Below are 23,338 nucleotides of genomic sequence, written 5' to 3'. Positions count from 1 at the left end.
CGAGACGATGTTGAAGAAAACTACCCAGGCGCTGGCTATACTTGCCACGATTTGTTGTATCACAAGCGGTGCATTTGCCGAACCGAGCCATGGAATCGCCATGCACGGCGAACCTGCCCTGCCCGCGGACTACAGGCATTTCCCCTATGTCAATCCGGATGCCCCCAAGGAAGGCTCGATCACCTATGGGGTCGTCGGCACGTTTGACAGCCTCAACCCGTTTCTGGTCAAGAGCATGCGGACGTATGCGCGTGGTCTGTTCAGCGACGGCGAGTTCGGCGATCTCGTCTATGAATCGCTGATGCAGCGCAACGCCGATGAGCCGTTCACTATGTATGGCCTGCTCGCTGAAAAAGTCGAAACCGACGATGAGCGAACCTGGGTCGAATTTACGCTGAATCCCAAAGCAAAATGGTCTGATGGCGAGCCGGTTACGCCCGACGACGTGATATTCACCTTCGACCTCCTGACAAAAAAGGGCCGCCCACCCTTCAGCGGCCGGATGAAGCTCATTTCGAAGATCGAGAAGATTGGCGAGCGCGGCATTCGCTTTACGTTCAACGACCAGGCCAACCGGGAATTTCCCCTGATCCTCTCGTTAATGCCAGTTCTTCCCAAACATGCCATCAACATCGATACGTTCGACAGTTCGCCTCTATCGATACCCGTGGGGAGCGGACCCTATACGGTCGCACAGGTGCAGCCGGGTCAGCGCATCGTATACAAGCGCAATCCGGATTATTGGGGGAAGGATGTGCCGAGCCGCATCGGCTTCAATAATTTCGACGCTGTGACGGTCGAATATTTCCGCAACGACCAGGCGCAGTTCGAAGCCTTCAAGAAGGGCGTTTTCGATGTCTTTCTCGAGGGCGATCCCAACAAATGGGCAACTTCATATGACTTCCCGGCCATACGCGATGGCCGGGTTATCAAGGATACATTCGAAAAACACTCGCCTGCCAACATGTTCGGGTTTCTATTCAATACGCGCCGCCCGAAATTTCAGGATAGGGCGGTTCGCCAGGCACTGGCCCTGATGTTCGATTTCGAATGGGCGAACCGCAATCTCTATGCCGGGCGTTACCGGCGGCTCGGCAGCTATTGGCAAGGATCGGAACTTTCGGCGCTGGGACGCCCTGCCGATGCTATGGAGCGTGAGTGGCTTGCGCCCTTTGGCGATTCTCTCCAGCCGGACGTGATGGACGGTTCGTACGTGCCGCCGCAAACGGATGGCACGGGGCGCGACCGCAAGGAAATGAAGCGTGCCTTCGACATCCTGACCGAGCGGGGCTACAGGATCGAGAACGAACGGATGCTCGATCCACACGGAACTCCCCTCACCTTCGAAATCATGACGCGATCCGTTGGCGAGGAACGCTTGGGCCTTGCCTATAAGCGCACCCTTGAGCGGCTCGGTATCGGCGTCACCATCAGGACCGTGGATGACGCCCAGTACCAGAAACGGCTGCAGACCTTCGATTATGACATGATACTCGGCGCCTATGCGAGTTCGCTGTCACCCGGCTATGAGCAATTTTACCGTTGGGGCAGCCAGTCGAAGGATGTCGAGGGCAGTTTCAATTATGCCGGCGTTGCCAATCCGGCCATCGACGCCCTCCTCGACAAGATGCTGGCGGTGCGCGGACAGGAAGAGTTTACCAGCACGGTCCGCGCTCTCGACAGGCTTTTGATCTCCGGCCATTATATGATTCCGATCTATTATCAGCCGGAGCAATGGGTTGCGCGGTGGTCGCACCTGCAACATCCCGAAAAGACCTCCCTCGTGGGAAACCAGCTGAACACATGGTGGTCTGACAAACGATAGGTTGAAGATATGCCCGAAAAGAAATTCACCATAGACGTGGTGTCGGATGTCGTTTGCCCCTGGTGTTTCGTCGGGCGAAAGCGGCTCGAACAGGCGCTCGAGCTCAACCCCGACATCGATGTGTCGGTGAACTGGCGGCCGTTCCAGCTCGATCCGACGATCCCGCCGCAAGGCAAGGACCGCAAGCGTTACATGCAGGAAAAGTTCGGCAGCTCGGACCGGATCTTCGAGATCCATCAACAGCTTACTGAACTCGGCAAGGAGGTCGGCATTGAGTTCGACTTCGATTCGATCGAGATAAGCCCCAATACGCTCGACGCGCACCGCCTGATCCGCTGGGCATCGCAAGCTCAGCCGAATGTCCAGGACACGCTCGTCGGCATCCTGTTTTCCTACTATTTCGAGCAAGGCAAGGATATTGGCGACGCCGAGGTTCTGCTTGATGCCGCTGCAGAGGCTGGCATGGATGTTGCCATCGTCGCGAGCCTCCTGCCAACGGATGCCGATGCGGTTGGTGTAAGGCAGGAGATCGATACGGCGAACCAGATTGGCGTGCGCGGTGTTCCCTGCTTCATCCTCGACCAGAAATATGCGGTGATGGGCGCGCAATCGGCCGAGACGTTGGCCGACGCGATCCGCCAGACGGCGGACGGTTTCGAGCCTGGAAGCGGAGCCGCCTAGGCGGCGTCCGCCAGTTTCGCAAGTTGTGTCATGACCACCGCAGCGCCGTTCAGCCGCTTTTCCGCCGTCGGCCAGTCGCGCACGAGCACGATGCTCTGATCTGGCCTGATCTTCGCCATGGAGCCCTGCTCGCCGATCATCTTGACCAAGGCTGCGGGATTGTTGAACGTCTTGTTGCGGAACTGGATCACCACACCCTTCGGGCCGGCATCGAGCTTGTCGACATTGGCGCGCCGGCACAGCGCCTTGATATAGACGATCTTCAGGAGGTGCTGCACTTCCTCGGGCAATGGGCCGAACCGGTCGATCAATTCGGCGCCAAAACCGTCAATATCCTGCAGTTCCTCGAGATCTGCGAGACGGCGATAAAGGCCGAGGCGCAACTGCAGATCCGGCACATAGGCTTCGGGAATCATCACCGCCGTGCCAACGGATATCTGCGGCGACCAATGGCTGTCTTCTATTTCGCCCGTTCCCTTGATCTCGGCGACCGCTTCTTCCAGCATCTGCTGGTAAAGCTCGAACCCGACCTCACGGATATGGCCCGATTGTTCTTCGCCCAGAAGATTGCCGGCGCCGCGGATATCCATGTCGTGGCTGGCAAGCTGGAAGCCCGCGCCGAGCGTATCGAGCGACTGCAGTACCTTCAGGCGGCGCTCGGCCGTCTGCGTCAGCAATTTGTGCGCGGGCAGCGTGAACAGTGCATAGGCCCGCTGCTTCGAGCGGCCGACGCGGCCACGCAGCTGATAGAGCTGCGAGAGGCCGAACATGTCGGCGCGGTGGATGATCATCGTATTGGCCGTCGGGATATCGAGACCGGACTCGACGATCGTGGTCGACAGGAGCACATCATACTGGCCGTCGTAGAAGGCGTTCATGATGTCGTCGAGTTCGCCCGGCGCCATCTGGCCGTGAGCGACGGCGACCTTCAGTTCCGGCACCTGCGCGTCGAGGAACTCCTTGATTTCGGCAAGATCCGATATGCGCGGGCATACATAGAAGCTCTGGCCCCCACGATAGCGCTCGCGCAGCAACGTTTCGCGGATGACGAGTGGATCGAAAGGCGAAACAAAGGTGCGCACCGCCATGCGGTCGACAGGCGGCGTCGTGATAAGCGACAATTCGCGAACGCCGGTCAGCGCCAGCTGCAGCGTGCGCGGGATGGGCGTTGCCGAAAGGGTCAGCACATGCACGTCCGACTTCAGTTCCTTGAGCCGTTCCTTGTGCTTGACGCCGAAATGCTGCTCCTCGTCGATGATCAGCAAACCAAGGTTCTTGAACGTTATACCTTGTCCGAGCAGCGCGTGGGTACCGACCGCGATATCGACCTTTCCCTCGGCGATGCCCTTCTTGTTCTCCGCAAGCTCCTTGGAGCCGACCAGCCGCGATGCCTGCGCCACATTGACGGGGAGCCCCTGAAACCGGTTGGAAAACGTCTTGAAATGCTGGCGGGAAAGCAAAGTCGTGGGAACCACGACAGCCACTTGAACGCCGTTCAGCGCGGCTACGAAGGCGGCGCGCAGCGCTACTTCCGTTTTGCCGAAGCCGACATCACCGCATACGAGGCGATCCATCGGCTTACCGAGGGCCAGATCATCGATGACCGCATCGATGGCGCGGTCCTGATCTTCAGTCTCGTCATAGGGGAACCGGGCAGCAAATTCGCCGTAGAGCCCATCCGGCGGCGTGAGGACAGGTGCGCCCCGCATCTGCCGTTCAGCGGCGATCTTGATGAGATGGCCGGCAATGTCGAGCAACCGCTTTTTGAGTTTTGCCTTGCGCGCCTGCCACGCACCACCGCCAAGCTTGTCGAGGATGGCGGTTGAGGATTCCGAGCCAAACCTCGACAACAGCTCGATATTTTCGACCGGAAGAAACAGCCGGTCGTCCCCGGCATAGTGCAATTCCAGGCAGTCGTGCGGGGCGCCGGCGGCAGTGATGGTGCGCAAGCCGATAAACCGGCCGATGCCGTGATCCACGTGCACCACGATATCGCCGGCATTGAGCGCGGATACTTCGCTGATGAAGTCGCGGTCGCGCTTGCGCCGCTTCGAATGTCGAATGAGCCGGTCGCCTAGAATGTCCTGTTCCGCAATAACGACGAGTTCGCCGGCGTCGAAACCGGTCTCCAGCGACAGCACGCCGGCGGTGATCTTGTCGCGCGACAGAGCCTTGACCGTCCTCAGATCGTCGACAAGCTCAATCTTTTCGAGGCCATGTTCGTTGAGCACCTGGACGAGGCGATCGCGCGTGCCCTCGCTCCAGGCCGCAAGCAGCACCTTCTTGCCCGCCGCGCGCTCGTCCGCGATATGTTTCACCACGCTGTCGAAGACATTGGTATCCTTGGCGGTCCGCTCCTCGACGAACGTCCGCCCGCGATGGGCTCCGGCATGGACGATGGACCGGCCGCTGGCAAACGGCGCATCGAAGGGCGTGAAATCGATGCGCATGCCGGACGTCTGCGCCGCTACCTCCACCGCTTCCGGCGTCAGATAGAGTAGGCCCGGCGCGACAGGCTTGTAGGGTACCGCGTCGCCAGGCTCCTTGCCGTCCGATTGACGCCTGCGCGCTTCAAAATGGTCCAGGACCATCTTGTGGCGCTCGGCCATGGATTCATGTGCAAGATGATCGAAGACGACCGGCATGTCGCCGGTATGGTCGAACACGGTTTCCAGCTTGTCGTAGAACATCGGCAGCCAGTGTTCCATTCCGGCAAAACGGCGCCCCTCGGATATGGACTGGTAGAGTGCGTCATCACGCGAAGGCGCACCGAACGTCTGTACATATTGCGAGCGGAAATGGCTGATCACTTCGGGCGAGAGCGTAATTTCGCTCATCGGCTGCATGGTGAACTCGGTCTTCTGGCTCAGCGTCCGCTGCGTTGCCGGATCGAAAGCACGGATCGTCTCCAGTGTATCGCCAAAAAAATCGAGCCTCAGGGGTGCTTCGGCGCCGGGGGCGAAGAGATCGAGAATGCCGCCCCGTACCGCGTATTCGCCGACGTCGCGAACCGTTGGTACGCGCTCAAACCCATTATTTTCAAGACGCTGCACGAGCGCGTTCATGTCGATTCTATTGCCGGGCCTGGCCATGAAGAGCTGCTGCGCCAGCACCTTGCGCGGCGGAAGCTTTTGCAGCATCGCATTGGCTGTGGCGAGGATGACGCCGGGATGCTTGTGTTCGCGCAAGGCGGCAAGACCTGCAAGGGCCGCAAGGCGGCGTGCCGATGTATCGGCGCCCGGAGAGACGCGGTCATAGGGCAAGCAGTCCCAGGCGGGCAATTGCAGCACGGGGAGCTCAGGCGCGACAAAACTCAGGACCTGTTCAAGATCGGCAACGCGCTGTCCATCACGGGCGATGAAAAGCACCGGGCCGCCTGCCCCGGCCTCGGCGACGACCTTGGCCAGTGCAAATGCCTCATAGCCATCGACGACACCGTCGACAACGACATGGCCCGCTGTACCGGGCTTCAATCCAAGCTTGGAAAACGCAGTCATTGAATTTTCAGAATTTCATCTCTTTGCGGGACGCGACGATCTTGTGGAAGATGTGCGTATCGAATTCGGCAGGAACATCGGCTTCGCCCGTGACCCATTTCAAAAGATCGCGATCCAAAGCTTCCATGAGTGCTTCATATTGGTCAAGTTCGCGTTCTGACAAGGTCTCGATATGGACGTCGGCGAATTGCCCGAGGATCAGGTCCATTTCGCGCATGCCCCTGTGCCACGACCGGAACAACAGCTTGCGCTGTCGCGGCGGCAGGTCGGCGGTGGTGCGACTGCTTCCTGTCATGATCGGCTCCGTGTTCAGACCAGTGGGCGCGTTTTGGCGAGGGTATAGCCGCATCCGGCGGCCGTGTCAGCCTTGCTCATGCAATGTGCTGCCAATAATCCGGTACGGTCGCCCGTTCCGCGAATGGATACTCGGGATAAGGCCCCCCATAACAACGGAGACGCAGCAACGAGACTGGTCTCCAAACCCGAAACATTCTAGACCTTTGCCATGCGCCCATCCCTGCTCGATCCCCTCTTTGCTTCGGTTCGCACACTTTCCGGCATCGGCCCGAAGGTAACCGGCTTGCTCGCAACCCTGCTCGGCACGCCGCCCGGTCAGGACCCGCGCGTCGCCAATCTTGTCTACCTTCCACCGCACAGCGTCATAGACCGGCGCCATCGGCCCGGCATAGCCCATGCGCCCGAGGGGGCCATTGTCACTCTTGAGGTGCGTATCGACCGCCACTTGCCCGGCGGACGCAGCAATGCGCCTTACCGGGTTTATGCGCATGACGATACGGGGGAGATCGGGCTGACATTCTTTCACGCCAAGCAGGCCTGGCTCGAAAAGGCGATGCCTGTCGGGGAAACGGTGATCGTTTCGGGCAAGATGGAGTGGTTCAACGGACGGCCGACCATGGTCCATCCCGACCATATCGCCCGCCTCGACGACGCCGCGTCGCTGCCGCTCGTTGAACCTGTCTATCCCTTGACCGCCGGGCTCTCGTCCAAAGTTCTGGCGCGCGGCGTAGAGGATGCCCTGACCAAAGTGCCGGAGCTGCCGGAATGGATCGACGCGCCGGTTCTTGCCGCCCACCGGCTTCCGTTACATCGCGAAGCGCTGCGGATCATGCACGGGCCGGCCGATCCGGCAGACATCGCGCTCGACAGCCCGGCCCGCCAGCGTCTTGCCTATGATGAGTTTCTCGCGGGCCAGCTGGCGCTCGCGCTTGTGCGGCTAAGAGTAAAGCGCCTTTCCGGTCGCAAGCTCGAGGGCAATGGCGAGATCAAGGCGCGGATCATTGCCGCATTGCCCTATTCGCTGACCAACAGCCAATCTGAGGCTATCAAGGAAATCATCGCGGATCTGCGCCAGCCCGATCGCATGTTACGCCTGTTGCAAGGCGATGTCGGTTCCGGCAAGACGGTCGTAGGCCTGCTGTCGATGGCGCATGCGGCGGAAGCCGGAGGCCAGTCGGCCCTGATGGTGCCGACCGAAGTCCTGGCGCGCCAGCATTACGCTACGATAGCGCCCCTCGCCGAGAAGGCCGGGCTGCGCGTTGCTCTTCTCACGGGGCGCGAAAAGGGCCGTGAACGCGAGGACGTTCTCGAAGGACTGCGTTCCGGGGCGATCAATATCGTTGTCGGCACGCATGCCCTCTTCCAGGAAAAAGTCTCGTACCGCGACCTTGTCCTCGTCATTGTCGATGAGCAGCACCGGTTTGGCGTTCATCAACGCCTGCTCCTCACCTCCAAGGGTGACGCGCCGGACATGCTGGTGATGACTGCAACCCCCATACCCCGCACCCTCGTCCTCACCGCGTTTGGCGATATGGACGTATCGAAACTCACGGAAAAGCCGGCGGGCCGGCGGCCGATCACCACTGCGATCCTGCCGATGGACCGGTTGAGCGACCTTGTCGAGCGCATGCGGAGTGCCATTGCCGACGGCCAGAAGATCTACTGGATCTGTCCGCTCGTCGAAGAATCGGAGGTCGTCGACCTTGTCTCGGCCGAAGAGCGGTTCGAATCGCTGAAGCCCCTGCTTGGCAGCAAGATCGGCCTGGTGCACGGCCGGATGAGCGGTCCAGAGAAAGACGCTGCCATGCTGGCGTTCAAGAATGGCGATACCCGGCTTCTCGTTGCCACAACGGTGATCGAGGTTGGCGTCGACGTGCCGGACGCCACCATCATTGTCATCGAGCATGCCGAGCGCTTCGGCCTTGCCCAGCTGCACCAATTGCGCGGCCGGGTCGGCCGTGGCGACAAGCCCTCGACCTGCCTCCTGCTCTACAAGGGGCCGCTCGGCGAAGTGGCGCAGGCGCGGCTCAAGATCATGCGCGAAACGGAAGACGGATTTCGCATTGCCGAGGAAGATCTGAAGCTGCGTGGTGAAGGCGAGCTTCTTGGCACGCGCCAATCCGGTACGCCCGGCTTCCGCCTCGCCAGCATCGAGGCGCATCAGGAGTTCCTGGAGATTGCCCGCAAGGATGCGCGCTATATTCTTGCGCGCGATCCCGAATTGCAGAGCGAGCGCGGCAAGGCGCTGCACATACTGCTTTATCTCTTCGAGCGCGACGAGGCTGTCAGGCTTTTGCGCGCCGGCTAACTATTCGACCGTTACGGATTTTGCAAGGTTGCGTGGCTGGTCGACGTCGGTCCCCATGAACACCGCCGTATGATATGCCAGCATCTGGATCGGCAGCGCATAGATGATCGGGGCGATGATTTCCGGCATGTCCGGCAGCACGATCGTATGCAGCGTGTTCAATGTGCTCGCCGCCGCGCCCTTCTCGTCGGTGATCAGGATGATCTTGCCGCCGCGCGCCGCGACCTCCTGCATGTTCGAAACCGTTTTCTCGAACCAATGGTCATACGGCGCAATGACGATGACCGGCATCGATTCGTCGATCAGTGCGATAGGCCCGTGTTTCAATTCACCCGCCGCATAGCCTTCTGCATGGATGTAGGAAATTTCCTTGAGCTTCAGCGCGCCTTCGAGCGCAAGCGGGTAGCTGGTGCCACGGCCAAGGTAGAGCACATGCTTGACCTGGCTGAGGTCACGGCTGATCGTCTCCATCTGTTCTTCGAGGCGCAGCGCGTGATTGGCATAGCGCGGAATTTCCGAAAGCTCGCGCACTAGCTGGCGTTCTTCCTGCTCGTCGATCGTGCCTCGCATCTTGGCGGCGGCGACTGCGAGTGATGCCAGAACCGCCAATTGGCAGGTGAAAGCCTTGGTCGATGCGACGCCGACCTCAGGACCGGCGAGCGTCGGGAACACCGTGTTCGATTCGCGCGCCATCGTCGATTCGCGGACATTGACGATCGTGCCGATCTTCAGCCCCTGCTGCTTGCAGTAGCGCAGCGAGGCGAGCGTATCGGCGGTCTCGCCCGATTGCGAGACGAAGAGCGCAAGGCTGTCCTTCGACAGCGGCATCTCGCGATAGCGAAACTCGGAAGCGACATCGATATCGACCGGGAGCCGCGCGATGCGTTCGAACCAGTATTTGCCGATGAGGCCGGCATAAAATGCGGTACCGCAGGCAGATGCCGCGATGCGGTCCACCTTGCTGAAATCGAGGGGCGTTGCATCGGTGCGAACGGTTCCCTTGGCGAAATCGAGATAATTGGCAAGGGTATGCGAAATCACCTCCGGCTGTTCATGGATTTCCTTTTCCATGAAATGGCGGTGATTGCCCTTGCTGACCAGGAACGCGGTCCCCGCCGACTTCTGAACCGGGCGTTCGACCTCCATGCCCGTCTCATCGTAGATCACGACGCCTTCGCGCGTCAGGACGGCCCAATCGCCGTCCTCAAGGTAGGAGAGATTGTCGGTAAACGGGGCAAGCGCAATCGCGTCCGAGCCCAGATACATTTCGCCGTCGCCATACCCGACCGCAAGCGGTGGGCCATTGCGGGCGGCAACTAGAAGATCCTCCTCGCCCTTGAACATGATGGCAATGGCAAAGGCGCCGCGCAGCTGCGGCAAGGTCTGGCGTACTGCATCGATGGGCGACAGCCCGCGGTCGAGCGCGCGCGTCACCAGATGCGCGACGGTTTCCGTGTCGGTCTCGGTCTCGAACTTATAGCCGTCGGATTCGAGCATGGTCCGCAGTTCGGCAAAGTTCTCGATGATGCCGTTATGGATGACGGCGAGGCGCGGCGTTGTATGCGGGTGCGCATTGCGCACGGTCGGCGCACCATGGGTCGCCCAGCGGGTATGTCCGAGGCCGATCGTGCCGGCGAGCGGTTGCTCTTTCAGGAGCTTGTCGAGATTGGCGAGCTTGCCCTCGGCGCGGCGGCGGTCGAGGACACCATTGTTGAGGGTCGCGACACCGGCAGAATCATATCCGCGATATTCAAGCCGCTTCAGCGCGTCCACGAGCAGCGGCGCAACCTGCTCCCGGCCGATAATTCCAACGATCCCGCACATGCAAAACTCCGATGCCCCAAGCTTTTTTATGTTCCTGCCTTAGGGCGGAATCGCCCTGGCCGGAAGTCAATTTCCGTTGCGCAATCTTGCACGAACAATGGAATGCGATCTAGTCAGCCTTCTTGGCTAATTTCGCGGCGGCATAGCGGGCACGCAGTTCGATCGCGCGTCCTTCCTTGATTTCCTGGCGCGCGCGCCCGAAAGCGAGGGCATCTGCCGGCACATTTGCCGTAATCACGCTGCCCGATGCGACATAAGCATTATCGCCGATCTTGACCGGTGCCACCAATGAGGTATTGGACCCGACGAAGACGTTGGCCCCGATCTCCGTCAAATGTTTATTGTAGCCGTCATAGTTGCAGGTAATCGCCCCCGCGCCGATATTGGCCGCTGCGCCGATCGTCGCATCGCCGATGTAAGTCAGATGATTGACCTTGGCGCCGATACCGACCATGGCATTCTTCACCTCGACGAAATTGCCGACCTTGGATTTTTCCGCAAGATCGGCACCGGGGCGCAGCCGTGCGAATGGACCGACATTGGCATTCGCGCCGATTTTCGCGCCCTCGAAATAGCAGAACGCATGGATAACCGCGCCCCGCGCCACTGTTACCCCGGGCCCGAAAACGATGTTGGGTTCAAGGATGGCGTCGGACTCGACCAGCGTGTCGTGCGAGAAGAACACTGTTTCCGGCGCATGCATCGTCACGCCGGCCATCATCATGTCGCGGCGCTTGCGGTTCTGCCAGATGGCTTCGGCCTCCGCGAGTTCGGCACGCGTATTGATGCCGATGACATTGTCCGGAGAAATCTCGATGGCAACGACGCTCTGGCCACCGGCATTGGCGATCTCGACCACATCGGTCAGATAGTATTCGCCTTTGGCATTGTTGTTGGTGATCCGGTCCAGCAGGTTGAGCGCGCTCTTGCCGCGCAGCGCCATCAGCCCGCCATTGCACAGGCCGATCTGCTTTTCCTCGGCGCTCGCGTCCTTCTCCTCGCGAATCGCAACGAGACGGCCGTCCTTTTCGATGAGCCGGCCATAGCCGTTCGGTGCAGCCGGACGGAAGCCCATGACGACGACATCGGCGCCGTTGGCAAGCTTGGCCCGCGCCTGCGCCAAAGCCGCCGTTTCGATGAGCGGCGTATCGCCGAAGACGACAAGCACATCATCGTAACCGCGCGCGATTGCGTCGCGCGCCGCCAGAACTGCATGGGCGGTGCCAAGCCGCTCGGTCTGCTCGTGCACTGTGACATTCGGCGCTATCGCGCGCACCGCAGCTTCCACCTTTTCGGCGCCCTTGCCAACGACGAGCGCAATGTCGCTGCCGCCAGCCCCCGTGACCGCCTTGGCCACATGCGCCACGATCGGCAGGCCCGCGATCATGTGCAGGACCTTCGGCAGTTCTGATTTCATGCGGGTGCCCTCGCCGGCAGCGAGAATGACGGTGAGGCAGGAGCGTGATGTCATGTCGGACTTCCAGATCAGTTTTGGCCGGGCATTCTCATGCCTGATCCGGCACGGGCCCTTTCGCCATTTGAATGAACATTTGAAGCACCTTTAGCCGAGTTGGCCGAGGATGGGAAATGTTTCAAGCAGCCAGAACGAGAAAGTCTGCAGTCCTCCGGTCAGGAAAAGAATGCCCGTGACGACGAGAAGCCCGCCCATCACCTTTTCGACCTTGCCGAGATGCATGCGAAAGCGGCCAAGAAACTTCATGAACAGGCCCGAAAACAGCGCGGCGACGATAAAGGGAATGCCGAGGCCGAGCGAGTAGACGGCAAGCAGAATTGCGCCGTCGGCGACCGTATCGCGCGCGCCGGCAAGGGCGAGGATCGGCCCCAGCACCGGACCGATGCAAGGTGTCCAGCCGAAGGCAAAAGCGAGGCCCATGACATAGGCCGAAAGCGGATTGGCTGGCTTGCCCTGCGTCTGGAATCGCGCCTCGCGCGAAAGGAAAGCAAGCTTGAAGACACCGAGGAAATTCAGGCCCATCAGGATGATGACGATGCCGGCGGCGATGGCGATCTCCTGCTGCCACATGCGCAAAAAGCCGCCGATGGTCGAAGCGCCGGCTCCGAGCAGAACGAACACGGTGGTAAAGCCAAGGACGAAGGCCAGCGAAGACATGAGCAGCGCCTGCCGCACCGGCGAAATGCGCGCCTGCGGCGAACCCGAACGGAAATCTTCAACCGTCACGCCCGCCATGTAGCAAAGATAGGGCGGGACGAGTGGCAGCACGCAGGGCGAAAGGAAAGACAGGGCGCCGGCGCCGATAGCCGTCAGGTAGGAAACATCAAGCGCCATGCGCGCTCCTTGAAAATGGCATTTCGTTGGGCGCGGATTATGCCGAATCCCCTGCGAAGGCCAATCACCTTTTCGCCAGTTTCGCCATGATTGGCAAACCCTTGCGGTTTCGCTCGCGGGTTCAAAGATCACAACGCGCCGCAAAAGCAGCGAATCCCGCAAAAACAAGGCTTTTTTCCGCAAGTTATCTGCATGTTAGTTGTTGACCGATCGCCGTCCCGCCCCTATGTTCCGCCGCACTTCCCGAGGCGATTGAACGCGCCTCGTTTTGGGAGCGCGTAGCTCAGCCGGTAGAGCAACTGACTTTTAATCAGTAGGTCCAGGGTTCGAATCCCTGCGCGCTCACCAACATCAAATTAACTTAACCCTTCATTCACCCCTTTTCGCCACCCTCGCCGCATGAAAGCCAACGCTATCATGCTTGCGCTGCTCGGCGTCTTCGCTCTCACCGGTTGCGCGAGCCGGCCGTCGCTGGAGCAAATGTCCCACGGGCGGTTGGGGCAGCTTGCCGGCGCGGTGGAGCGCAAATGCATCGCCCGGGGCTTCGGGCTCGATACGCCGGAATACAAGGCCTGCACCGTGCAGGAGATCACCCAGGAGCAATATAGCCGCGAGTTCGGCAGCGAAAGTTTGCTATAGCGAACTCGCGCCATCTGGCCGGGATCAATTTAGTTTGAGTTTCCTCCTGCCGATCAACAGCAATACACTCGCCATGTATTTCTGTTTTCAAAGGACGAAGCCATTGTATCTCCAACGTTTTCTTTTGTGCCTAGCACTTGCGTCGCTGTTTCTGGCAACACCCGCCGCCTCGCAGGACCATGCGCCCCATGGCACCCAGACCGATATTTCCAGCAACGCCGATACTTCCCCGGATGTAGGCACTGCCGCGGCCGGTTCAGGCATCCTCGGCCTGCTTCCGGCAAATTCAGTAACCGAGCACGTCCTGAAAACCGCGACGGGCGACCTGCCCTATACAGCGACCGCGGGTACGCTTGTCCTTTATGGGCAGGATGGCAAACCGATGGCGAAGATGTTCTACACCGCCTATGCCGCGCGCGACCGCACGCCCGGCCGGCCAATCACCTTTGCCTTCAATGGCGGACCGGGCGCAGCTTCCGCATACCTTCACCTTGGATTGGTAGGACCGCGCATTCTGGAGTTCGGGCCGCATGGCGAAGGCGGCACCAGTCCGGCTCTTACCGACAATCCGGACAGCTGGCTTGCCTTCACCGATCTCGTCCTGATCGATCCGGTGGGAACAGGATGGAGCCGCGCCAGCAACGACAAAGTCGCTGCTGACTTTTACGGGATCGGCGAAGACGCCGACAGTATCGCCAAGGCGATCGCGCTTTACGTTGCGCAGAATGATCGCATGGCCGTGCCGAAATTCATACTTGGCGAAAGCTATGGCGGTTTTCGCGCCGCAAAGGTCGCGACGCGGCTGAAGGACAGTCAGGGCATACTGGTATCAGGCATCGTAATGCTGTCGCCGCTCATCGAGGGAAATCTCCTCTTCGGCGATCGGCGCTATCCGCTATGGGCGGCGCTGCAATTGCCCTCCCTTGCCGCCGGCGAGCTTGAGCGCAAGAACGCCTTCGATCCGGCCGCTGTTGCAGAGGCCGAAAAATTTGCAATGACCGACTATCTCGTCGCCCTTTCCGGACCGGAACCCTCGGGCGATGCCGCAAAAAACCTCTATGCCCGAATCGCGCAGATGACCGGCATACCCGAAGCGCTGGTGACGCGCGCCCGCGGCTTTCTCACCGACGTCTATGTCAAAAACTCGAAAAGCGCCTCGTCCGAAGTCGTCAGCCGCTATGATGCGTCGCTCGCAGCTCCGGACCCTTATCCTGAATCCGACTCCGAAGAGGGGGGTGACCCGGTTCTCGATGGTTTTACCCGTGCCTATGGCGCAGCCTTTTCAAGCTACGCCCGCAACGAACTCGGCTTCAAGACTGAGCTCACCTACAATCTGCTCGCCAACAACGTCAACGAAAAGTGGAAATGGAGCCAGAACGAGAACGGCGGCGGCCGCACGCGGGCAAGCGCGGCAGGCGACATACGCGAACTTCTGTCGGTCATCCCGTCGTTTCGCCTGCTCGTGGCCCACGGCTACAGCGATGCGCTCACGCCTTACGGGATCAACAAATACGTCATAGATCACCTGCCGGCGACGCTGAGCGCAGGAAGGGTGGAGCTCAAGCTCTACCGCGGCGGCCACATGTTCTACACGCGCACCGGTTCAAGGCAGGCGCTGAGCGCCGATGCGCGGGCATTCTACTCATCAAGCCTCGAAAAGGTGCAAGGGGAGTAGTGACGATCTAAATCGCGCGCCTCCCCCGGCCGTTTTCCTACGCGGTGTATTTATTGCGGCGACTACGCGTTGCCGGGCACTACTTAATCCAATCGAACAGGACCTACCACTTTCTGCCGGATTGCCTGTCGCCGATTCGCCTTTACTATCAGCGCCATGACTATTTCGCCGCCCAAAAGAACCGACGATCCGTTGAGCCAGGCTGCCGAATGCAAGGCAGCGCTCCGTGCCGGATTTGAGGATCTTGTAAGCCAGGCCCTAAGCGCCGGCTGGGACCAGTATGATGTCGCCCTCGCGCTCTCCGAACTTGGAGAACAACTCGTCGAGACGACGGCGGAAAATGCAGGCTCGGAAGCCGACATTGCCATCGCCAAGGCGCTGTTCGAGATCCGCAAGGCCTTCATGACATCGCATTGACGGATTTGCCCCTTCGCTTCAGGCAGCGCGAGGAATACGCAACTCCGCGCGCAGACCCCCGGCAGGATCATTTGCAAGCGTAATGTCACCGCCGCTGCGTCGCGCGATATTGCGCGCTATGGTCAGCCCGAGACCAAATCCGCCTGTCTGGCGATTGCGGGACGTCTCGACCCTGCGAAATGGCTGGAACACCTCGTCGAGTTTCTCCGCCGGGATACCGGGGCCTTCATCCCGGATCGTGAGGACGATGTCGCCATCCCGCTGCGCTAGATCAAGGTGCGCCTTGCTGCCGTAGGTCACCGCATTGTCGATGAGATTGGTCACGCATCGGCGCAGCGCCATGGGACGCCCCGAACAGATAAATGCGCGTGAGACCGGCGTTTCGAACGCGACTTGCGAATAATTGTCGGCAATCGCATCGACGAGGGACCAGAAGTCGATTTTTTCCGGCGCCTCGTCAACGATCTCATAGCTGGCAAAGTCTATGACCGACCGGGCTATCCCTTCGATATCATTGAGATCATGGGCAATCTGCTGGCGAACCGGTGCGTTTCGCAGCAATTCGAGCCGCAGCCGGATGCGGGTCAAGGGCGTGCGCAGATCATGGGCAAGCGCCGCCGCAAGCTGCTCGCGGTCCGCTACGTAGGCGCGCAACTGGGCCTGCATCGTGTTGACCGCCCTCGCCGCTGATTTGTATTCGCTGCTGCCGATCACCGGCAGCGGCGGCGCCTTCACATCCTCTCCAATGCGCTTCACGGCCCGCTCAAGGGCACGGTAGGGTGCAGTGAGCCGCCGCGTCGCCCATATCGACATGCCGATGACCGCCGCGGCAACGCCGCCGAAGAGCGGCAATGACTGACCCGAAAATATCGGATGGGGCGGCGTAATGGGCGTGACGAAGTTCAGCCATTGACCATCGTTGAAACGTATCGATGCGGCGAGGCCGTCGCTCTGGCTCAAGTCCTCGGCAATATCCGAGAGTTGACGCTCGATAAGGCCGGCGTCGGGATCGTCCGGCGCGTTGGTATCGGCAAGTTGTCCAGTCGGAACCTGTGCGAGCACACGGCCGATGCGGGCATCGGTCACGCCGAATTCCTGGAGCTGCGCGACAAGAACGTCTTCCAGTTCCGCCAGGCTGTCGTCGGCGGCAATGGCCGACTTGACGACCGGCTCGGCGGACAGGCTCATCGTATTGGCTGAATTCGAAAAGGCGGTGACAAGCTGCTTGCGCTGCGCCCCCGGCACTGCGGAAAACACTTTAGCCAGCGTATGAGCCCGTTCGTTCAGCCGGAAAAACTCAAGGATTTCGGTATTTTCGGCCCGGTCGCGCGCGACGATAGAAAGGGTTGCGACTTGCGACGTCAAAAGCCCGGCGATCAGGACAAGCAATATCCAGCTTGGCAGTGACTGGGGCAGATAGCGGTTCATTCGGCAGTGACTTCCGGCACGAATTGATAACCGCCGCCCCGGATCGTCAAGATCAGCTTTGGGGATCGCGAATCGTCTTCCATCTTGCGCCTTAGCCGGCTGATGAGAATGTCGACGCTGCGATCATAGCCATAGGCGGTGCTGCTTCCGGCCAGCTCTTGCAACTGATCGCGGCTGAGCATGCGCTGCGAACTCTTCACCAGCGCCTCAAGCAGATTGAACTCGCCTGTCGTAAGTTCCACCCTCACCTCATCTGGCGAAACGAGGCGCCGGCGCGAACAATCCATGCTCCAGCCAGCGAACTTGTAAATCTTGGGTTCCGCGCGGCGGTCTGCTCCGGGCGTCTCGAGGCGGCGCAGCACCGCCCGCACCCGCGCCAGCAATTCCCGTGGATCGAATGGCTTGGAGACATAATCGTCGGCACCCATCTCCAGCCCGACAACGCGATCCGTGGTTTCGGCAATCGCCGTCAGCATGATGATCGGCACACGCGAATGCATCCTGATCTCGCGGCAGATTTCCATACCGCCTTTGCCGGGCAGCATCACGTCGAGGATAAGGATATCGATGGGAGTGCGCGCCATGACCGCCTGCATTTCCTCGCCGTCACGAGCGACCGAGACCTGCATACCGCGCTTCTTGAGGAACTCATGCAGGAGATCGCGGATCGCATCGTCGTCATCGACAATCAGTATGTGCGGCTCGGATTTCATATTCTATTCCCAAAGTCCTTCCGACCTGACATTGCACTTCGAGTCTTACGCGCGGTTGCCGCCGAAAAGCCACGCAAATTTTCGGGATTGTGGCTTCAGAAACATTCCAGAAACAAAACACCACGAACGAGAAAAAACGGGGCAACAGTGCTGCCCGATAAAGGGTGCGTCGGTTTCAACTGTTTGCAGAATGGATGCTGGAACACCGCAATGGCTTTCTTCAACTCCTTCACTGCCATTTCGACCGCCATCCTCGCCGGGGGGATCGTCCTCTCCGCCTCGGCCGGACAGTCGAACGCCGATGAGACACTTACCCGCACAGAGTTGTGCGGCAAACTTCAGCTACAGACTCAACACGCACTCACCGAACATGCCGAGGCCAAACGGGCGGCCAAGGCGAAAGCACTTCAAAAGCAGGCGGCTAGTTTCTGCGCGAGCAACAAGCAGGCGCAGGGAATTAGAGATTACGCCCAGGCGTTGAAGCTGCTTGGGGTGCGGCCGGTCGACGATTGACCGCATCCACGAAGCCCGCTTCAAAAGGAAACTCATGCCATGAAAAAGTCCCTCTACACTGCTCTCGGTCTTGCTGTCGCCCTCGCCGTCTCGGCTCCCGTCCTGAGCTCTGGCGCTTATGCCGCCGCCGCAGCCAGCACAACCGCCTCGACCTCCACGCAGAAGGTCATGCCAAAGCATCACGTGAAGAAGGTTCACAAGACCACCACGAAGAAGGTACCTGCCAAGCCGGCTGCAACGACCGTTCAGTAAGAAGGCTTGCAAATTTGATAACATACCGGCCGTGGCAGTCCGCGGCCGGTATTTTTGTGTGCCGCTGGTGCCAGTTACCACGTTGGCAAGATTCGTTGTGCAAAGATCGATTGCCGTCGTAGCATCGGGCAGGTGATTCTCCTGCCAAGCATGGACTGAAGCATCCACGGGCTGGCGAACCATCACAACGAAACCGGTTCATGGAGATTCCAAGATGGGTGCAGAAGGTCTTCTTATCTTTCTTCTGGTGGGCTTGATCGCAGGCTGGCTCGCGAGCCAGCTTGTCCGGGGCGGCGGCTTCGGCCTCGTTGGCGACCTCGTCGTCGGCGTGATCGGCGCCTTTATTGCCGGCTACCTGTTTCCCGCCCTCAACATTTCCCTTGGCGGCGGCATTCTCGGCGCCATCATCGCGGCCGCCATCGGCGCAATCATCCTTCTCGTCATATTGCGCGCCTTCAAACGCGCCTGACCGAAGCGATCAAAAGAAAAAGCCCCCGAACGCTGCCGTTCGGGGGCCTCTTTATTTCCAAGTGTAAGTTCGTCAGGCCCGGCCGAATTCAGGCTGGGCGTCCGGCGTTTTCTCGGATTCGACGGCCACGTCCTTGCGCGAGATGAACGTATAGAACATCGGCACGACGAAGAGCGTGAAGATCGTTCCGACGATGATGCCGGAAAAGATCACGAGACCGATCGAGTAACGCGCCGCGGCACCAGCGCCGGTTGCCGTGATCAGCGGAATAACACCAAGCGCCATCGCCGCCGTCGTCATCAGAATGGGACGAAGTCGTGTCTTCGCCGCAAGGATGATGGCGTCATGACGCGATATGCCGTGCAGTTCGCGCTGCTGGTTGGCGAACTCGACCATGAGAATGCCGTGCTTGGTTATGAGCCCGACAAGCGTGATCAGCCCGACCTGCGTATAGATGTTGAGCGTTCCGAGCCCGAGATTGAGCGGGACGATCGCGCCGAAAATCGACAACGGCACTGACATCATGATGATGAACGGGTCGCGGAAGCTTTCGAACTGCGCCGCAAGGACGAGATAGATAACCACGACGGCGAGAACAAACGCGATCAGGATCGTGCTGCCCTGCTCGATCTCGAGTCGCGACTGACCCGAATAGTCCATGAAGAACCCATCCGGCATCAACGGGCGAGCCGTATCGATGATCGTCTGCAATCCCTGACCTGTCGTGACGCCAGGCATCGGCAGCGCGGAAATCGTCGCCGAATTCAGCTGGTTGAACTGTTCGATCGCCGCCGGTGACGCATTCTCGGTGATCTTGATCACCGCAGACAACGGCACCATTTCGCCCGACGCGCTCTTGACGAAGTACTGGCCGAGGCTTTCCGGATTGGCCCGGTAATCCTGCGGCACTTGAGGAATGATGTCGTAGCTGTTGGAATCGCGGTCAAACTTCGAGATTTTGCCGCCGCCGACGAGCAGGCCGAGCGTCTGGCCAATATCGCTGACGGGTACGCCAAGCGCCGAAGCACGGTCGCGATCGATCGTGACTGTCACCTGCGGCGCATTGAATGACAAGGAGTTCTGGACGATGATGAACTGGCCTGATGCCTGCGCCTGCTTCTTGATCTCCTCGGCCACCTCGTAGACCTTGTCGGCCGGTCCGGTAGACTGAATGACGACCGAAATCGGCAGACCACCACCAGTACCCGGCAATGTCGGCGGCGCGAAGATGAAGGCTTCGGCACCTGCAATCGGGCTGATCATCCCCTGCAGTTCCTGCTGAAGCTGCTTCTGCGACTTTTCGCGCTGGGTCCAGTCCTTGAACACCCAGATAGCGAAGGCCGAATTCGTCGTGCCGAGACCGAGGATGTTGAACCGGGCCTTGAGTTCCGGCAGGTCCTTGGTCAGCGCGTCGATCTGATCGGCATAGAGCTTGGTGTAGTCCGAAGTCGCATATTGTGGTGCGTTGACGATCGCAAACAGGGCGCCGGAATCCTCTTCGGGAGCAAGCTCCGATGAGGTCTTGGTAAAGAGGAAGCCGGTCAGCGAGACCAGTGCGATGACGATGAACAGCGTCAGGAAGCGGAAATTCAGCGACCCGGCCACGCGGCGTTCATAGGCGCGCTCCAGCCAACCGAAAGTGTTGTCGACAATCCGTTGGAAACGGCTGTGATTGCCAGGCTTCAACAGAAGCGCGCACATCATTGGCGAAACGGTCAAGGCCGCAACGCCAGAGATGATAACGGCACCCGCGAGCGTGAAAGCGAACTCGCGGAAAAGCGCACCCGTCAAACCACCGGTAAAGCCGAGCGGCGCAAACACCGCGGCGAGTGTGATGGTCATGGCGACGATCGGACCCGTGATTTCCTTCATGCCCTTCAGTGCGGCATCGACCGGCCGGAGCCCCTCCTCGATGTGGCGGTGGATATTCTCCAGCACCACGATCGCGTCATCGACGACGAGGCCGATCGCGAGAACCATTGCGAGCAGTGACAGAAGGTTGATCGAATAGCCAAGGATGAACAGGAAGAAGCACACGCCGACAAGCGAGATCGGAATGGTGACGACCGGGATGATGACCGACCTGAACGAGCCGAGGAACAGGAGGATCACCAGGACGACGATAAGAACCGCCTCGCCGATGGTCTTGAACACCTCGTGGATCGATGAACTGATCTGTTCCGTCGCGTCATAAAGCAGGACGATCGACATCCCGTCAGGCAGGGTTGCCTGGATCGATGGCAGTTCGGCGCGGACCGCCGCTGTCATATCGATCGGATTTGCAGCGGGAGTCGGGAAGACGCCAAGGAAGGTGCCGCTGGACCCGTTGAAGGTGACAATCGTATCCTTGTTGACGGCACCAAGCTCGATGCGCGCCACATCCCTGAGGCGCACAATATTGTCGCCGTCGGATTTGATCGGCATTGCGCCGAAGGCTTCCGGCGTCTGCAACGTCGTCTTCAACGTGATTGGTGAGGCCGTATAGAGGTTTTCGACCTTGCCCGGCGCCGACAGGAAGTTCGACTGGTTGATCGCCGTCAGCACTTCCGATGCCGTCGTCTTGCGAGCCGCGAGCTTGATCGGGTCGATCCAGACGCGCATCGAGAACACCTGGCCGCCGAGAATCTGCGCATCGGCCACGCCCTGAATCGTCGACATGCGCGGCTGGATAACGCGCTCCAGATATTCGGTGATCTGCTCGCTGGTCATGTTCGGATTCTGTACCGCGAGGTACATCGTCGCGAAGTCCTGGCCCGTGCCCTTGGTGATGACCGGGTCGTCAGCCTCGGCCGGCAGATCGCCGCGCACCTGGTTTACCTTCGAGATAACTTCGGTGAGCGCGGCGTCGGGATCGGCGCCGAGTTTCATCTGCACGGTAACCGTGCTCGATGACGGACCCGACGACGACGTTACGTAGTCGATGTTTTCCGTCGTGGTCACGGCCTTGGCGATAGGCGCCGAAATGAAGCCCTGCATAAGATCGGCACTGGCACCCGCATAGGCGGTCTTGATCGTGATAACCGTTTCCTCGACCTTCGGATATTCGCGAACCGAAAGGTTCACGAGCCCCTGCGCGCCGAGCAGAATGATCATCAGAGCAACGACCGTCGAAAGGACCGGACGGCGAATGAAGATTTCTGAGAAGTTCATTTTGTGGGCAGCCCTGCGTCTTTGGTGTTGGCGGGATTGACATCGTTGGCAATCTTGACGGCAGCACCGGGGTTCAGGCGGTTCTGGCCGGCGGTGACGACGATGTCGCCGGGCTTAAGACCCTTGGTGATCTCGACATTCAGGCCGGATCGGCGTCCGGGCGTCACGAATACCTGAGCGACAACAAGCTTCGGCTCTTCCTTTGCCTTCTCGTCGGCTGGCTTTGCCGTCTCGGCGGATGCGGCACCGGGCTGCTGCGGTTCGGTCGGCTTCTTTTCCTCGGGCTTCTGTTCGGCCGGACGGACAACGAACACGTAGTCGCCGTAAAGACTGGAAACGAGCGCCGTCTGCGGCAAGGTCAGAACATCGTCTTCCTTCGGCAGTCCGACGCGGACCTGTGCGAACTGGCCGGGGCGCAGCTTGCCTTCGGAATTGTCGACCTTGGCGCGAACCGAAACAAGACGCGTCGCGGGATCGATGCGCGGCTCAATGGCCGTTATTTCACCCTTGATGTTGATGTCACCATCGGTCAGGCCGAGACGGATTGGCTGGCCGACCTTGAGCTGGCTCAAGGTCTGCTCGGGAACGGTGAAATCGACGCGCATCGTCGAAAGGTCCTGCAAGCTCACGACTACAGTGCCGGGTGCGAGATACTGACCAAGCTCGATGCGCGGAATACCGACTGTGCCGGTGAACGGCGCCTTGATGAGCTTCTGGTCCATGACGGCCTGCAGCTTGGCGATCTCTGCCTTTTTCGCGAGCGATGCCGCCTGGGCCTCGTCGACGTTGGACACGGCACCAACACCACGCGTATTCAGCGTGCGGGCGCGCTCGAGCGTCTGGTCCATAAGCACATTCTGCGCCTGGGCGGCAACGATATCGGCCTTTTCGATCGCGTCATCGAGCTGGAGCAGCGGGGCGCCCTTCTGGATGACCTGATTCGCCGTGAACGGGATATCCTTGACGATGCCGGCAACCTCGACGGAGAGTTCGACGCCCTGGATAGCGCTCACCGTGCCGATTGCCTCGATTTCCGGCGTCCATGATGTCGGCTCGACCGTGTAGGTCGAAACCGGCGCAGCCGGCTGCTGCATCGTCGCAAAGAAATCCTTGATTGCCTTGTCACGGAACAGATTGAATCCGACCAGCCCGACGCCCAGCAATACGACCAGGACGAGGATGATAACGGGAAGTAGGAACCGCTTGATCATGAGGAGACTGCTCCGAAACAAAACAATGGCCAGCAAATATGTCTGCCAGCCTTTCTTACGGGGATTGATTTACGCGGACTTGATTACCGCGGGCGAAGTACTGTACCGTCTGGACGGTAATGTCAATATTG

At 60.0% G+C, this 23,338-nt stretch carries 18 protein-coding genes and 1 tRNA gene; 10 read left to right on the top strand and 9 right to left on the bottom strand.

The window, feature by feature from the left end:
* The first annotated feature begins 100 nt into the window (after positions 1-100).
* A complete protein-coding gene (locus BR48_RS0121785; RefSeq protein WP_245273682.1) occupies positions 101-1,825 on the top strand; it encodes an extracellular solute-binding protein in 1,725 nt (574 codons plus the stop codon).
* Between the two features lie 9 nt (positions 1,826-1,834).
* Entirely contained in the window at positions 1,835-2,506 is a 672-nt protein-coding gene (locus BR48_RS0121780) for a DsbA family oxidoreductase (protein ID WP_027233245.1), read from the top strand.
* Here the strand turns inward: BR48_RS0121780 and mfd are convergent.
* Positions 2,503-6,003, bottom strand: a complete 3,501-nt coding sequence (gene mfd / locus BR48_RS0121775; RefSeq protein ID WP_027233244.1) for a transcription-repair coupling factor — start codon at positions 6,001-6,003, stop codon at positions 2,503-2,505. The genes BR48_RS0121780 and mfd overlap by 4 nt on opposite strands.
* A gap of 7 nt (positions 6,004-6,010) precedes the next feature.
* Positions 6,011-6,298 (bottom strand): succinate dehydrogenase assembly factor 2, encoded by a 288-nt coding sequence (locus tag BR48_RS0121770; protein ID WP_027233243.1) that lies wholly within the window; start codon positions 6,296-6,298, stop codon positions 6,011-6,013.
* Between the two features lie 210 nt (positions 6,299-6,508).
* Between BR48_RS0121770 and recG the strand changes: the two genes are divergently transcribed.
* Positions 6,509-8,608, top strand: a complete 2,100-nt coding sequence (recG, locus tag BR48_RS0121765) for an ATP-dependent DNA helicase RecG (protein ID WP_027233242.1) — start codon at positions 6,509-6,511, stop codon at positions 8,606-8,608.
* Here recG and glmS read toward each other — a convergent pair whose 3' ends face one another.
* From glmS to BR48_RS0121750, 3 genes are all read right to left on the bottom strand, one after another.
* On the bottom strand, positions 8,609-10,432 hold the full coding sequence (gene glmS, locus BR48_RS0121760; RefSeq protein ID WP_027233241.1) for a glutamine--fructose-6-phosphate transaminase (isomerizing): 1,824 nt from the start codon (positions 10,430-10,432) through the stop codon (positions 8,609-8,611).
* A gap of 109 nt (positions 10,433-10,541) precedes the next feature.
* The gene (glmU, locus tag BR48_RS0121755) at positions 10,542-11,903 is read right to left on the bottom strand and encodes a bifunctional UDP-N-acetylglucosamine diphosphorylase/glucosamine-1-phosphate N-acetyltransferase GlmU (protein ID WP_027233240.1); all 1,362 of its coding nucleotides are present in this window, start codon (positions 11,901-11,903) and stop codon (positions 10,542-10,544) included.
* 90 nt (positions 11,904-11,993) lie between these two features.
* Positions 11,994-12,740, bottom strand: coding sequence for a cytochrome c biogenesis CcdA family protein (locus tag BR48_RS0121750; protein WP_027233239.1), 747 nt, complete (start codon positions 12,738-12,740; stop codon positions 11,994-11,996).
* Between the two features lie 272 nt (positions 12,741-13,012).
* On the opposite strand from BR48_RS0121750, the gene BR48_RS0121745 reads away from it, so the two are divergent.
* The 4 genes from BR48_RS0121745 (at position 13,013) to BR48_RS25230 (ending at position 15,471) form a co-directional block, all read left to right on the top strand.
* A tRNA-Lys gene (locus tag BR48_RS0121745) sits at positions 13,013-13,088 on the top strand.
* 51 nt (positions 13,089-13,139) lie between these two features.
* A complete protein-coding gene (locus BR48_RS0121740; RefSeq protein WP_155810950.1) occupies positions 13,140-13,379 on the top strand; it encodes a hypothetical protein in 240 nt (79 codons plus the stop codon).
* Between the two features lie 205 nt (positions 13,380-13,584).
* Positions 13,585-15,054, top strand: coding sequence for a carboxypeptidase (locus tag BR48_RS25235; RefSeq protein ID WP_245273678.1), 1,470 nt, complete (start codon positions 13,585-13,587; stop codon positions 15,052-15,054).
* Between the two features lie 192 nt (positions 15,055-15,246).
* Positions 15,247-15,471, top strand: coding sequence for a hypothetical protein (locus tag BR48_RS25230; protein WP_175492280.1), 225 nt, complete (start codon positions 15,247-15,249; stop codon positions 15,469-15,471).
* An 18-nt stretch (positions 15,472-15,489) separates the two neighbouring features.
* Here BR48_RS25230 and BR48_RS0121725 read toward each other — a convergent pair whose 3' ends face one another.
* Both BR48_RS0121725 and BR48_RS0121720 read right to left on the bottom strand, forming a co-directional pair.
* Positions 15,490-16,899 (bottom strand): HAMP domain-containing sensor histidine kinase, encoded by a 1,410-nt coding sequence (locus BR48_RS0121725; RefSeq protein WP_027233237.1) that lies wholly within the window; start codon positions 16,897-16,899, stop codon positions 15,490-15,492.
* Entirely contained in the window at positions 16,896-17,612 is a 717-nt protein-coding gene (locus tag BR48_RS0121720) for a response regulator transcription factor (RefSeq protein WP_027233236.1), read from the bottom strand. Before BR48_RS0121720 ends, BR48_RS0121725 begins: the two co-directional genes overlap by 4 nt.
* A gap of 210 nt (positions 17,613-17,822) precedes the next feature.
* Here BR48_RS0121720 and BR48_RS0121715 point away from each other — a divergent pair, with 210 nt between their 5' ends.
* The 3 genes from BR48_RS0121715 to BR48_RS0121705 all read left to right on the top strand — a co-directional run bounded on the left by BR48_RS0121715 (position 17,823) and on the right by BR48_RS0121705 (position 18,846).
* The gene (locus tag BR48_RS0121715) at positions 17,823-18,125 is read left to right on the top strand and encodes a hypothetical protein (RefSeq protein ID WP_051615372.1); all 303 of its coding nucleotides are present in this window, start codon (positions 17,823-17,825) and stop codon (positions 18,123-18,125) included.
* Positions 18,126-18,164: 39 nt separating this feature from the next.
* Positions 18,165-18,377 (top strand): hypothetical protein, encoded by a 213-nt coding sequence (locus BR48_RS0121710; RefSeq protein ID WP_027233234.1) that lies wholly within the window; start codon positions 18,165-18,167, stop codon positions 18,375-18,377.
* 214 nt (positions 18,378-18,591) lie between these two features.
* Positions 18,592-18,846, top strand: coding sequence for a GlsB/YeaQ/YmgE family stress response membrane protein (locus BR48_RS0121705; RefSeq protein ID WP_027233233.1), 255 nt, complete (start codon positions 18,592-18,594; stop codon positions 18,844-18,846).
* A 72-nt stretch (positions 18,847-18,918) separates the two neighbouring features.
* Here BR48_RS0121705 and BR48_RS0121700 read toward each other — a convergent pair whose 3' ends face one another.
* Both BR48_RS0121700 and BR48_RS0121695 read right to left on the bottom strand, forming a co-directional pair.
* Positions 18,919-21,996, bottom strand: a complete 3,078-nt coding sequence (locus BR48_RS0121700; protein WP_027233232.1) for an efflux RND transporter permease subunit — start codon at positions 21,994-21,996, stop codon at positions 18,919-18,921.
* On the bottom strand, positions 21,993-23,207 hold the full coding sequence (locus BR48_RS0121695) for an efflux RND transporter periplasmic adaptor subunit (RefSeq protein ID WP_027233231.1): 1,215 nt from the start codon (positions 23,205-23,207) through the stop codon (positions 21,993-21,995). The genes BR48_RS0121700 and BR48_RS0121695 overlap by 4 nt, the downstream gene beginning before the upstream one ends.
* Positions 23,208-23,338: the final 131 nt, after the last annotated feature.

It is taken from the genome of Phyllobacterium sp. UNC302MFCol5.2 (assembly GCF_000686005.1).
Lineage (GTDB): Bacteria > Pseudomonadota > Alphaproteobacteria > Rhizobiales > Rhizobiaceae > Phyllobacterium > Phyllobacterium pellucidum.
Note: the sequence above shows the minus strand (reverse complement) of the source record. Positions and strands in the feature narration are given on the sequence as shown.

What these genes read in the sequence shown, in the direction of transcription:
- BR48_RS0121785 (WP_245273682.1), top strand. Translation starts at nt 101, where the DNA reads ATGCACGGCGAACCTGCCCTGCCCGCGGACTACAGGCATTTCCCCTAT.
- BR48_RS0121780 (WP_027233245.1), top strand. Translation starts at nt 1,835, where the DNA reads ATGCCCGAAAAGAAATTCACCATAGACGTGGTGTCGGATGTCGTTTGC.
- mfd (WP_027233244.1), bottom strand. Translation starts at nt 6,003, where the DNA reads ATGACTGCGTTTTCCAAGCTTGGATTGAAGCCCGGTACAGCGGGCCAT.
- BR48_RS0121770 (WP_027233243.1), bottom strand. Translation starts at nt 6,298, where the DNA reads ATGACAGGAAGCAGTCGCACCACCGCCGACCTGCCGCCGCGACAGCGC.
- recG (WP_027233242.1), top strand. Translation starts at nt 6,509, where the DNA reads ATGCGCCCATCCCTGCTCGATCCCCTCTTTGCTTCGGTTCGCACACTT.
- glmS (WP_027233241.1), bottom strand. Translation starts at nt 10,432, where the DNA reads ATGTGCGGGATCGTTGGAATTATCGGCCGGGAGCAGGTTGCGCCGCTG.
- glmU (WP_027233240.1), bottom strand. Translation starts at nt 11,903, where the DNA reads ATGACATCACGCTCCTGCCTCACCGTCATTCTCGCTGCCGGCGAGGGC.
- BR48_RS0121750 (WP_027233239.1), bottom strand. Translation starts at nt 12,740, where the DNA reads ATGGCGCTTGATGTTTCCTACCTGACGGCTATCGGCGCCGGCGCCCTG.
- BR48_RS0121740 (WP_155810950.1), top strand. Translation starts at nt 13,140, where the DNA reads ATGAAAGCCAACGCTATCATGCTTGCGCTGCTCGGCGTCTTCGCTCTC.
- BR48_RS0121725 (WP_027233237.1), bottom strand. Translation starts at nt 16,899, where the DNA reads ATGAACCGCTATCTGCCCCAGTCACTGCCAAGCTGGATATTGCTTGTC.
- BR48_RS0121720 (WP_027233236.1), bottom strand. Translation starts at nt 17,612, where the DNA reads ATGAAATCCGAGCCGCACATACTGATTGTCGATGACGACGATGCGATC.
- BR48_RS0121715 (WP_051615372.1), top strand. Translation starts at nt 17,823, where the DNA reads ATGGCTTTCTTCAACTCCTTCACTGCCATTTCGACCGCCATCCTCGCC.
- BR48_RS0121710 (WP_027233234.1), top strand. Translation starts at nt 18,165, where the DNA reads ATGAAAAAGTCCCTCTACACTGCTCTCGGTCTTGCTGTCGCCCTCGCC.
- BR48_RS0121705 (WP_027233233.1), top strand. Translation starts at nt 18,592, where the DNA reads ATGGGTGCAGAAGGTCTTCTTATCTTTCTTCTGGTGGGCTTGATCGCA.
- BR48_RS0121700 (WP_027233232.1), bottom strand. Translation starts at nt 21,996, where the DNA reads ATGAACTTCTCAGAAATCTTCATTCGCCGTCCGGTCCTTTCGACGGTC.
- BR48_RS0121695 (WP_027233231.1), bottom strand. Translation starts at nt 23,207, where the DNA reads ATGATCAAGCGGTTCCTACTTCCCGTTATCATCCTCGTCCTGGTCGTA.